6 protein-coding genes are annotated in these 11,914 nt (G+C 60.2%); all 6 read right to left on the bottom strand.

Features of this window, described 5'->3' with window-relative positions; all coding sequences use genetic code 11:
- Window positions 1–215: 215 nt before the first annotated feature.
- The 6 genes from C7534_RS07200 to pilQ all read right to left on the bottom strand — a co-directional run bounded on the left by C7534_RS07200 (window position 216) and on the right by pilQ (window position 11,901).
- Window positions 216–1,634, bottom strand: a complete 1,419-nt coding sequence (locus C7534_RS07200) for an FAD-dependent oxidoreductase (RefSeq protein ID WP_109785376.1) — start codon at window positions 1,632–1,634, stop codon at window positions 216–218.
- 33 nt (window positions 1,635–1,667) lie between these two features.
- Window positions 1,668–6,113, bottom strand: coding sequence for a glutamate synthase large subunit (gene gltB / locus C7534_RS07195; protein WP_109785375.1), 4,446 nt, complete (start codon window positions 6,111–6,113; stop codon window positions 1,668–1,670).
- 350 nt (window positions 6,114–6,463) lie between these two features.
- Window positions 6,464–8,053 (bottom strand): AAA family ATPase, encoded by a 1,590-nt coding sequence (locus tag C7534_RS07185; protein WP_109785374.1) that lies wholly within the window; start codon window positions 8,051–8,053, stop codon window positions 6,464–6,466.
- Window positions 8,054–8,063: 10 nt separating this feature from the next.
- Window positions 8,064–9,164 carry a 3-dehydroquinate synthase gene (aroB, locus tag C7534_RS07180; RefSeq protein WP_046031167.1) on the bottom strand — a complete coding sequence of 367 codons (1,101 nt, stop codon included), beginning with the start codon at window positions 9,162–9,164 and terminating at the stop codon, window positions 8,064–8,066.
- 150 nt (window positions 9,165–9,314) lie between these two features.
- Window positions 9,315–9,833: a shikimate kinase AroK gene (aroK, locus tag C7534_RS07175; RefSeq protein WP_046031168.1), complete on the bottom strand. Its 519-nt coding sequence runs from the start codon at window positions 9,831–9,833 to the stop codon at window positions 9,315–9,317.
- Between the two features lie 4 nt (window positions 9,834–9,837).
- Window positions 9,838–11,901 (bottom strand): type IV pilus secretin PilQ family protein, encoded by a 2,064-nt coding sequence (gene pilQ / locus C7534_RS07170; RefSeq protein ID WP_046031169.1) that lies wholly within the window; start codon window positions 11,899–11,901, stop codon window positions 9,838–9,840.
- Window positions 11,902–11,914: the final 13 nt, after the last annotated feature.

The raw sequence follows: 11,914 nt of genomic DNA, 5'->3' as shown, positions 1-11,914 counted from the left end.
TTTCTCAGAGCCGGACGCAAAAGGCACGGCAAGTGCCGCACCTTTTGTCTATCGGGTCAATTTGTCGCGGGGGGAACCACGTCGCGAAACAACCTCAATCCCTGTAGGAGCTGAGCTTGCTCGCGATGCAGGCGCCTCGGTTAACCTGATTTCTGCGGTGATGCTATCGCGAGCAAGCTCAGCTCCTACAGGAGTGAGGTTGCCCGCGATCGGTGTTAGACGCCCAGGTAATCCAGGATCCCTTCAGCCGCATTGCGGCCTTCGAAGATCGCCGTCACCACCAGGTCAGAACCACGAACCATGTCGCCACCGGCGAAGATTTTCGGGTTGCTGGTCTGGTGCTTGTACTTACCTTGCTCCGGCGCCACAACGCGGCCCTGGCTATCGGTCTGGATGTCGAACTGTTCGAACCACGGCGCCGGGCTTGGACGGAAACCGAACGCGATGACCACGGCGTCGGCCGGGATGATCTCTTCGGAGCCCGGGATCGGCTCAGGGCTGCGACGGCCACGGGCGTCCGGTTCGCCGAGACGGGTCTCGACCACTTTCACACCTTCTACGCGGTCTTCACCAACGATGGCAATCGGCTGGCGGTTGTAGAGGAATTTCACGCCTTCTTCCTTGGCGTTCTTCACCTCTTTGCGCGAGCCCGGCATGTTCGCTTCGTCCCGACGGTACGCACAGGTCACCGACTTGGCGCCCTGACGGATAGAGGTACGGTTGCAGTCCATCGCCGTGTCGCCGCCGCCCAGTACCACGACCTTCTTGCCTTTCATGTCGACGAAATCTTCCGGCGACTTTTCAAAGCCCAGGTTGCGGTTGACGTTGGCGATCAGGAAGTCCAGCGCGTCATACACGCCCGGCAGGTCCTCACCGGCAAAACCGCCCTTCATGTAGGTGTAGGTGCCCATGCCCATGAACACGGCATCGTATTCTTCGAGCAGTTGCTCGATGGTCACGTCCTTGCCCACTTCGGTGTTCAGGCGGAACTCGATGCCCATGCCGGTGAAGACTTCGCGGCGATTGCTCAGCACGGTCTTTTCCAGCTTGAACTCGGGGATGCCGAAGGTCAGCAAGCCGCCGATTTCCGGGTTCTTGTCGAACACCACCGGGGTCACGCCACCGCGCACCAGCACGTCGGCACAACCCAGGCCCGCCGGGCCTGCGCCGATGACGGCAACACGTTTGCCGGTCGGTTTGACCTTGGACATGTCCGGGCGCCAGCCCATGGCGAATGCGGTGTCGGTGATGTACTTCTCGACCGAACCGATGGTCACCGCGCCGAAGCCGTCGTTGAGGGTGCAGGCACCCTCGCACAGACGATCTTGCGGGCACACCCGGCCGCAGACTTCCGGCAGGGTGTTGGTCTGGTGCGACAGCTCGGCGGCCTGGAGGATGTTGCCCTCGGCCACCAGTTTCAGCCAGTTGGGAATGAAGTTGTGCACCGGGCACTTCCATTCGCAATACGGGTTACCGCAACCCAGGCAGCGGTGGGCCTGGTCGGCCGACTGCTGGGGTTTGAACGGTTCGTAGATCTCCACGAACTCTTTCTTGCGTTGACGCAACAGTTTCTTCTTCGGATCTTTGCGCCCGACATCGATGAACTGGAAGTCGTTATTCAGACGTTCAGCCATTGTTAAAACCTCATCAAACTCTTCAGGCGCATATCACTGCGGGTTGGCACGAGTGCTGGAAAGCAACGATTTCAGGTTGGCAGCCTTAGGCTTGACCAACCAGAAACGACGCAGGTAGTCATCGAGGTTTTCAGCGAGGTTACGACCCCACTCGCTGTCGGTTTCCTCGACGTACTCGTTCAGCACGCGTTGCAGGTGGCTGCGATAGGCTTCCATCGCTTCGCCGCTGATCCGCTGGATTTCCACCAGTTCGTGGTTGACCCGGTCAACAAAGGTGTTGTCTTGGTCGAGCACGTAGGCGAAACCGCCGGTCATGCCAGAGCCGAAGTTGTAACCGGTCTTGCCCAATACGCAGACGAAACCACCGGTCATGTACTCGCAGCAGTGATCGCCAGTGCCTTCCACAACCGTGTGGGCACCGGAGTTACGCACGGCAAAACGCTCGCCCGCGGTGCCGGCGGCGAACAGCTTGCCGCCTGTGGCGCCGTACAGGCAGGTGTTACCGATGATCGCACTGTCCTGAGTCTTGTAGACGCTGCCCTTGGGCGGAACGATGACCAGTTTGCCGCCGGTCATGCCTTTGCCGACGTAGTCGTTGGCGTCGCCTTCCAGGTACATGTTCAGGCCGCCAGCGTTCCACACACCGAAGCTCTGACCGGCCGTCCCTTTGAAGCGGAAGGTGATCGGCGCATTCGCCATGCCCTGGTTGCCGTGTTTGCGAGCGATTTCACCGGAGATCCGCGCGCCGATCGAACGGTCGCAGTTGCAGATATCCAGGGCGAAATCGGCGCCGCTCATGTCGTTGATGGCCGAGGTGGCCAGGTCGACCATTTTCTCGGCCAGCAAGCCCTTGTCGAACGGCGGGTTGCGGTCAACCTGGCAGAATTGTGGCTTGTCTGCCGGGATGTGATCGCTGCCAAGCAACGGGGTCAGGTCCAGATGGTTTTGCTTGGCGGTCTGGCCTTCGAGGATTTCCAGCAGATCGGTACGACCGATCAGCTCTTCGAGGGAGCGCACGCCCAGCTTGGCCAGCCACTCACGGGTTTCTTCGGCGACGTAGGTGAAGAAATTCACCACCATGTCGACGGTGCCGATGTAGTGATCTTTACGCAGCTTCTCGTTTTGAGTCGCGACGCCGGTGGCGCAGTTGTTCAGGTGGCAAATACGCAGGTATTTGCAACCCAGCGCGATCATTGGCGCGGTGCCGAAACCGAAGCTTTCAGCGCCGAGGATCGCTGCCTTGATCACGTCGAGGCCGGTTTTCAGGCCGCCGTCGGTCTGCACCCGGACTTTGCCACGCAGGTCGTTGCCACGCAGGGTCTGGTGGGTTTCGGCCAGGCCGAGTTCCCACGGAGCGCCCGCGTATTTGATCGACGTCAGCGGCGATGCACCGGTGCCGCCGTCGTAGCCCGAGATGGTGATCAAGTCCGCGTAGGCCTTGGCCACACCGGCGGCGATGGTGCCGACGCCCGCTTCTGCCACCAGCTTCACCGAGACCAGCGCCTTCGGGTTGACTTGTTTCAGGTCGAAAATCAGCTGCGACAAGTCTTCGATCGAATAGATGTCGTGGTGCGGTGGCGGCGAGATCAGGGTCACACCCGGCACCGCGTAACGCAGCTTGGCGATCAGACCGTTGACCTTGCCACCTGGCAACTGACCACCTTCGCCGGGCTTGGCGCCCTGGGCGACTTTGATCTGCAGCACTTCAGCGTTGACCAGGTATTCCGGGGTCACACCGAAACGGCCAGTCGCCACTTGCTTGATTTTCGAGCTCTTGATGGTGCCGTAGCGCGCCGGGTCTTCGCCGCCTTCGCCGGAGTTGGAACGCGCACCGAGGCGGTTCATGGCTTCGGCCAGGGCTTCGTGAGCTTCCGGCGACAAGGCGCCGAGGGAAATGCCCGCGGAGTCAAAGCGCTTGAGCACCGATTCCAGCGGTTCGATCTCGCTCATGTCCAGCGGTGTGTCCAGGGTTTTGACCTTGAACATGTCACGGATCATCGACACCGGGCGGTTGTCCACCAGCGACGTGTATTCCTTGAACTTGCTGTAGTCGCCTTGCTGCACAGCGGCTTGCAGGGTGTTGACCACGTCTGGGTTGTACGCGTGATATTCGCCACCGTGGACGAACTTCAGCAGGCCGCCTTGCTGGATTGGCTTGCGCGGGCTCCAGGCTTCAGTGGCCAGGGCTTTCTGCTCGGCTTCGATGTCGACGAAACGCGCACCTTTGATGCGGCTCGGAACGCCACGGAAGCTCAGCTCGCAGACTTCTTCAGACAGGCCGATGGCCTCGAACAACTGCGCACCGCGGTACGAGGTGATGGTCGAGATGCCCATCTTCGACAGGATCTTCAGCAGACCTTTAGTGATGCCTTTACGGTAGTTCTTGAACACCTCATAGAGGTCGCCCAGTACTTCACCGGTACGGATCAGGTCGCCCAGCACTTCGTAGGCCAGGAACGGATAGACGGCGGAGGCGCCGAAACCGATCAACACGGCGAAGTGATGCGGGTCGCGAGCGGTCGCGGTTTCCACGAGGATGTTGGAGTCGCAACGCAGGCCTTTTTCGGTCAAGCGGTGGTGCACCGCGCCGGTGGCGAGCGAAGCGTGGATCGGCAACTTGCCCGGGGCAATGTGACGATCACTCAGCACGACCTGGGTACGACCGGAGCGCACGGCTTCTTCAGCCTGATCGGCGACGTTGCGGATGGCCGCTTCGAGGCCGACGCTTTCGTCGTAGTTCAGGTCAATGATCGCGCGCTCGAAGCCCGGACGATCGAGGTTCATCAGCGAGCGCCACTTGGCCGGAGAAATGACCGGCGAGCTGAGGATTACGCGCGAAGCGTGTTCCGGCGACTCCTGGAAGATGTTGCGCTCGGCACCAAGGCAGATCTCCAGCGACATGACGATGGCTTCACGCAGCGGGTCGATCGGCGGGTTGGTGACCTGCGCGAACTGCTGGCGGAAATAGTCGTACGGCGTGCGCACGCGCTGGGACAGCACGGCCATCGGCGTATCGTCGCCCATCGAGCCCACGGCTTCGTAGCCTTGCTCGCCGAGCGGACGCAGCACCTGATCACGCTCTTCGAACGTGACCTGATACATCTTCATGTACTGCTTGAGCTGGTCGACATCATAGAACGCCGATCCGTGGTCGTTGTCTTCCATGGTCGCCTGGATGCGCAGGGCATTCTTGCGCAGCCATTGCTTGTATGGATGACGGGACTTCAAGCGGTTGTCGATCGCGTCGGTGTCGAGGATCTGACCGGTTTCGGTGTCCACGGCAAAGATCTGACCCGGGCCAACGCGGCCCTTGGCAATCACGTCTTCAGGCTGGTAGTTCCAGACACCGATTTCCGAGGCCAGGGTGATGAAACCGTTCTTGGTGGTGACCCAACGCGCCGGACGCAGACCGTTACGGTCGAGCAGGCACACCGCGTAGCGACCGTCGGTCATTACCACGCCGGCCGGGCCGTCCCACGGCTCCATGTGCATCGAGTTGTACTCGTAGAACGCACGCAGGTCCGGGTCCATGGTTTCGACGTTCTGCCACGCTGGCGGAATGATCATCCGCACGCCACGGAACAGGTCGATGCCACCGGTGACCATCAGCTCCAGCATGTTGTCCATGCTCGAGGAGTCGGAACCGACGCGGTTGACCAGTGGGCCGAGTTCTTCCAGGTCCATCAAGTCGTTGGTGAACTTGGTGCGACGGGCCACGGCCCAGTTGCGGTTGCCGGTGATGGTGTTGATCTCGCCGTTGTGCGCCAGGAAGCGGAACGGTTGAGCCAGCGGCCATTTCGGCAGGGTGTTGGTGGAGAAGCGCTGGTGGAACACGCAAATCGAGGTTTGCAGGCGCTCGTCACTGAGGTCTGGATAGAAGGCGGTCAAATCCGCCGGCATCATCAGGCCTTTGTAAATGATGGTCTTGTGCGAAAAGCTGCAAACGTAGTGATCAACGTCGGCGGCGTTGGCCACGGACGAGCGACGACGGGACGTGAACAGCTTTACGGCCATGTCCTGATCGCTCAGGCCTTCACCGCCGATGAACACCTGCTCGATCTGCGGCAGGCGCTCGAGGGCCAGGCGGCCGAGGACGCTGGTGTCGATCGGCACTTTGCGCCAGCCGACGAGCTGCAGGCCAGCGGCCAGGATCTCGCGGTTCATGTTCTCGCGAGCGGCTTGGGCTTTGACCGGGTCCCGGTTGAAGAAGACCATGCCCACCGCATATTGCTTGGGCAGTTCGACGCCGAAGGTTTCCTGGGCGATCGCTCGCAGGAACACGTCCGGCTTTTGAATCAGCAGACCGCAACCGTCACCGGTCTTGCCGTCGGCGTTGATCCCACCGCGGTGGGTCATGCAGGTCAGGGCCTCGATGGCCGTTTGCAAAAGGGTATGACTGGGCTCGCCCTGCATATGGGCTATCAGGCCGAAACCGCAGTTATCCTTGAATTCATCTGGTTGGTACAGACCTGCTTTCATAGACACTTTCTCACCAGGCTGCCTCTTACCGAGGCAAATTTCTTTTCAATTCAATCAGTTACCGTCCGCGCCGAACGTATGCCAGCTTTGCGGGGGCAAAAGGGAGGTCATTGTACACACCGACACTAACGCTCACAAATTTGACGACGAAATGTCGCAAATCTATGTCGCATTTGTGAAAGGTTTAAAGCGATCTGCTGTGCTAGTCAAAACTTTTTTAATTTTGACTGCAACGACTCAAAGACTACTGTGACGCAGACACCACAAGGCACGCAGTCTGTAGAGACGGCGCGCACTTGTAGAAATTTTGAGGTGCTTGGAGAGGCGGCCTGGGTAAGGCCGCCGAATCTTCAGCGAGTTGTTGCCAGTTCCTGTTGGACGCTGGCGACAGTGCGAGGCCAAGGTTTACCAGCCTGAACCTTCGCTGGCAAGGCCTTGATAGCGGTAACGGCTGCATCGCGGTTGGCGAAGTTACCGTAGGTGATGACATACAACGGCTTGCCGTTGAGGACTTTCTTGAAATAACGGTACTCGCCACCCTGTTCTTTCACGAAGTTTTGCGCAGTCGTTTCGGAGCTGGTGCCGAGGATCTGTACCACGTAGTTGCTCGTCGGTTGCCCGGCATACCACGTGCCGCCAGCAGCCTTGGCAGCGGGGGCTGGTTTCTCGGCAGGCTTGGCGGCTACAGCGGGCTTGGCTGGCGCCGATGCCGCGGCAGGCTTGGCAACAGGCACTGGCGCAGGCTTGGCCGTTGCTACCTGGGTCGGCGCAGGCACCGGTTTGGCGGCTGGCGTCGGTGCGGGCCCTGGCTGAATGCCCGCTGGCGGGGCGACGGTGGTCACGGTTGGCGGTGTAGCGCTGGAACCCTCGACCGGCACGCCGTCGTCGCCCTCAGTGATGCCCCCGGCCGCTTCGGCCAACGGACCGCGCATGACCGGTTGCGAGTTGCCGACCAGCGGCAATGGCATCGGCTGCGAGTTACCGGCGAATTCGACGGATGGCGCACCGCCGCCAGGTTGTGGCGACCCCTGACCCAGTGGCAGTTGTGCCTGTTCGTTGGCAGGTGCGCCGGTGGTCGGTGCTTTGCTGCGGCCCGGCATCAACCAGGCGGCGGCTACCGCGACCACGACAACGGCGGAAATCGCCAACACGTGTTTCTTCGGCATGTTGAACCCCATACTTGGACGCTTCACCGCTGAGCGGCTGGCAATCATGGCTTCGATCATTGCATCGCGGGCGACCTGGTTGATGTTGCCAGGCCAACCGTCGGAGCTTTCGTGAATATCAGAGATCTGATCCGCGGTGAAAAGTTCGATACCCCGGCCGGCGCCTTCGAGGCGTTGCTCCAGGTATTCGCGGGTTTCTTCTTCGGTGTAAGGCTGCAATTCGATGACGTGAAAACGCTCTTCCTCAAGGCTCAGCGCCTCAAGTTGAGCGATCAGCGACGACTCGCCAAACAGGAAAACGTGCGGACGACCTTCCGGTGCGCCAGCGGCCAGGGCCATCAGGGCCTCCAGCGCGGACTCGTCGAGATGCTCGGCGTCATCCACCAGCAAATAGACTTCCTGGCCGGTCAACGCCAGTTGGACCACCTGCGCCAGGATTGCACCGATCTCGGCTTGCTCGACGTTCAGCGCTTGAGCCACCTGGCGCAAGATGCCCGCCGAATCGCCAGCACCGCGAGCGGAAACCACAACACTCTGCACCGACTGCTTATTGGTGCTGGCTACCAGGGCCTGGCGCAACAGGGTCTTGCCACTGCCTTGCGGACCGGTGACCACCAGCAGCAACTGGCTGTAACGCGCCAGGTGATGCAGTTGCCCCAGCACCGGTTTGCGCTGGGCCGGGAAAAATTTGAAGCCAGGCACCCGTGGAGCAAAAGGGTCATGACTTAACTGGTAATGGCCGAGGAAAGCCTCGTCGGCATGCAAACTAGTCATCGGGATCTTATTAACCTTTAAGCTGAGCCAGGGCGCGGTAATCCGCTCCCAGCGTGGCCTGTAAAATCTCTTTCGGATAATCGTCGGTCACCACCGCTTCGCCCATGTGGCGCAGCAGCACCAGGCGCAAACGACCGTCGATCACTTTCTTGTCAATTGCCATGTGTTCAAGGAAATCGGCTTCGGTCATTTCCTCAGGCGGAATGACCGGCAGTCCGGCACGCTGGAACAGGCGGATGCCACGATCACGCTCTTGCTCGCTGATCCAGCCCAGACGCGCCGACATTTCCAACGCCATTACGGTGCCAGCAGCGACCGCTTCACCGTGAAGCCAGACACCATAGCCCATATGGGTTTCGATGGCGTGACCGAACGTATGACCGAGGTTCAATGTGGCACGCACGCCGGTCTCTTTCTCGTCGGCACCGACCACCGCCGCCTTGGCCGCGCAAGAGCGCTCGATGGCGTAGGTCAGGGCGACTTGATCCAGGGCGCGCAGGCGATCAACGTTTTCTTCGAGCCAGGTCAGGAACGGCTCGTCGCAGATCAGCCCGTACTTGATGACTTCGGCAAGCCCGGCGGACAGTTCGCGGGCCGGCAGGGTATTGAGGGTCGCGGTATCGATCAGCACCACGTTCGGCTGATAGAACGCGCCGACCATGTTCTTGCCCAGCGGATGGTTGATACCGGTCTTGCCACCGACCGAAGAGTCGACTTGCGACAGCAGCGTGGTCGGCACCTGGATGAAATCGACGCCGCGCTGGTAGCAGGCGGCAGCAAAGCCGGCCATGTCACCAATCACACCGCCACCGAGCGCGATCACCGTGGTGCGGCGGTCGTGCCGTGCGGTCAGCAGACCGTCGAAAATCAGTTGCAGGGTTTCCCAGGTCTTGAAGGCTTCGCCATCGGGCAGCACCACGGAAATCACCGAGAACTGCGCCAGACTGCGGGTCAGACGCTCGAGGTAGAGCGGTGCTACGGTCTCGTTGGAGATGATCGCTACTTGCCGACCACGAATATGCGGGACCAGCAGCTCGGGTTGATCCAACAAACCTTCGCCAATGTGAATCGGGTAGCTGCGCTCGCCTAGATCGACCTTGAGTGTCTGCATGTGTCCCCACAGTGAAGATGGAATCAGGCGTCCTGCCTTGAGTTATCGAATGTCCACGGCGTCTGCTGGTGCGACGCCGTTCGGTAGCCTCCGCCACAACCTTGGGCGATCATGACAGGACGCCGAGGATAGCGCATTTCGCGCTCTGCTTTAACGGGGCGGCAGCTGCTGCAAGCGCTCGAGAATGTCGAGCACCACCATTCGCGGCGGCCGCTCATCGGTTTCAATCACCAGGTCGGCGATTTCCCGATAAAGCGGATCGCGGATCGCCAAGAGATCCCGCAGGGTCTTGGCTGGATCGGCGGTACGCAACAAGGGTCGATTGCGATCACGGGCCGTACGACCCACTTGCTGCTCGACAGAAGCATGCAAGTAGACCACCCGACCACCGGCATGCAACGCCCGACGATTGGCTTCGCGCATCACCGCGCCGCCACCGGTCGCCAACACCACGCCGTCGCAGCCGCACAGCTCGGCAATCATCGCCTGCTCGCGGTCACGAAAGCCCGGCTCGCCTTCTTTATCGAAAATCCACGGGATATTGGCGCCCGTGCGCAATTCAATTTCCTTATCGGAATCTTTGAACGGCAGGCGCAGCTCTTTGGCCAGCAACCGGCCGATGGTGCTTTTACCAGCGCCCATCGGTCCAACAAGAATCAAATTTCGCACAGAATCAATGACTCACAGCAATCGCCTGATTGTTCATGATACGCGGAGTGAGAAATACCAGCAGCTCGGATTTTTTCTCCGAAACCACGTCACGCCGGAAAAGGCGGCCAAGATACGGCACATCACCAAGAAATGGCACCTTATCTACTACCTTGCTTTGAGTATTTGAGAAAACGCCGCCAATAACGATGGTCTCGCCGTCGTTGACCAGGACCTTGGCATTGACCTCGTTTTTCTTGATCGGCGGTACATCCTGCACTTTGTTCAGGTAGTCCGGTTCGTCCTTGGTGACCTTGACCTCCATGATGATCCGGTTGTCCGGCGTGATCTGCGGTGTCACTTCCAGAGACAGCGAGGCCTCCTTGAATGACACCGAGGTCGCGCCACTGGAACTGGCCTCCTGATAGGGAATCTCCGTGCCCTTGAGGATTTTGGCGGTTTCCTTGTCGGAGGTAACAACCTTGGGCTGCGAGACAATTTCGCCGTTGCCGGTTTTCTCCATCGCCGTCAGCTCCAGATCCAGCAACACATTGTCGGTGATGAATGCGATGCCGATGCCCGACGTATTGCCAGCCGCGCCCAGGTCGACAAACGGTGAGTTGGTGCTGGGGGTAGTCGACGAACCATTGGAGACCCCGGACGTGTTCCAGTTACCCTGATTGCGCACCGAACCACCCCAGCGCGCGCCGAGGCTTTTGTCGTAATCGACGTTGGCTTCGACGATTCGCGCTTCGATCATGACCTGGCGCACCGGGATATCCAGCTGCGTAACAATGCGCCGAAGTTCATCGAGGCGATCCTGAGGCTGGTAGGCAATGATGTTGTTGGTCCGCTCATCCACCGTGATCGAGCCCCGCTCGTCGGCTTTCGCGTCGGCGCTGGTCACCGATTGAAACAGCTTGGCGATATCAGCAGCCTTGGCGTAATTGACCTGCAATAGCTCCCGACGCAACGGCGCCAGTTCGGCGATCTGCTTCTGCGATTCCAGTTCCTGACGCTCTCGGGCGGCGATTTCATCGGCAGGCGCCACCAACAGGACATTGCCGATCTTGCGTTTGTCCAGCCCCTTGGTTTTCAGCACCAGATCCAGCGCCTGGTCCCACGGCACATTCTGCAACCGCAAGGTGATACCGCCCTGCACGGTATCGCTGGCCACGAGATTGAGGTTGGTGAAGTCGGCGATCAGTTGCAGCACCGAGCGCACATCGATGTCCTGGAAGTTCAGCGAAAGTTTTTCACCGATATAGGCCATGCGCTCGGCGTTGCGTTTTTGCAGATCCTCGACGCTCATCGCCCGGATGCTGACAGTCAGCTTGTTGTCCGTCTGATAAGTTGAGTAGTCGAAGGTACCGCCGGGCTCGATGCTGATTGTGGCCCGGTCGCCGGTGGCGCTGGCGTTGACGAACTGCACCGGGGTGCCGAAATCCTTGACGTCCAACCGCACGCGCAATTGCTCGGGCAATTGGGTCCTGGCAAAACCCAGGATAATTTTGCCGTCGAGTTCCCGGATGTCTGGTGCGATGGACGGATCGGACAGATCGATAACCACATTTCCTTCGCCCTGAGTGCCGCGCTGGAAGTCGACGCCGCGAATAGCCTTGCTCGCCGGGGCGTAGGTTTTTGCCGGTGCTGGCGTTGTCATCGCAACGCGAGGGGCGCTCGCCGCCGGTTTCAATGCCTTGCTATTGGCCCCCTGCCCGACCACCACCAACAGATTGTTGCCTTCGACCTTCGCGCTATACGGCATCAACTGCGTCAGGTTAATGATGAGCCGCGTCCGGTCCTGGGCCTCCACCACCGTTGCACTGCGGGCATTGCCGCCGCCCAGGTCACGACTCTTGCTCGCCAGCTGACTGACCACGCCGGGCAGGTCCAGGGCAATCCGCGCCGGTTGTTCGGTCGTATACCCGTGGGGCGCTGGTGGCGGCCCGTCGAAAGACAACTTCAACTCGACGCGATCACCCGGTAGCGCGGCGACATCCAGCGCTTTGAGGTTGGTCGCAAGCACCATCGGCGGCAACAACGCTATCCATAGCGAAATACCGAGGGTTGAGAAAATCCTGTTCATTATTCGAGTTCCA

The organism is Pseudomonas sp. OV226 (assembly GCF_003148705.1).
GTDB lineage: Bacteria > Pseudomonadota > Gammaproteobacteria > Pseudomonadales > Pseudomonadaceae > Aquipseudomonas.
Note: the sequence above shows the minus strand (reverse complement) of the source record. Positions and strands in the feature narration are given on the sequence as shown.

Coding starts and splice junctions, on each gene's coding strand:
- C7534_RS07200 (WP_109785376.1), bottom strand. CDS start 1,634: ATGGCTGAACGTCTGAATAACGACTTCCAGTTCATCGATGTCGGGCGC.
- gltB (WP_109785375.1), bottom strand. CDS start 6,113: ATGAAAGCAGGTCTGTACCAACCAGATGAATTCAAGGATAACTGCGGT.
- C7534_RS07185 (WP_109785374.1), bottom strand. CDS start 8,053: ATGACTAGTTTGCATGCCGACGAGGCTTTCCTCGGCCATTACCAGTTA.
- aroB (WP_046031167.1), bottom strand. CDS start 9,164: ATGCAGACACTCAAGGTCGATCTAGGCGAGCGCAGCTACCCGATTCAC.
- pilQ (WP_046031169.1), bottom strand. CDS start 11,901: ATGAACAGGATTTTCTCAACCCTCGGTATTTCGCTATGGATAGCGTTG.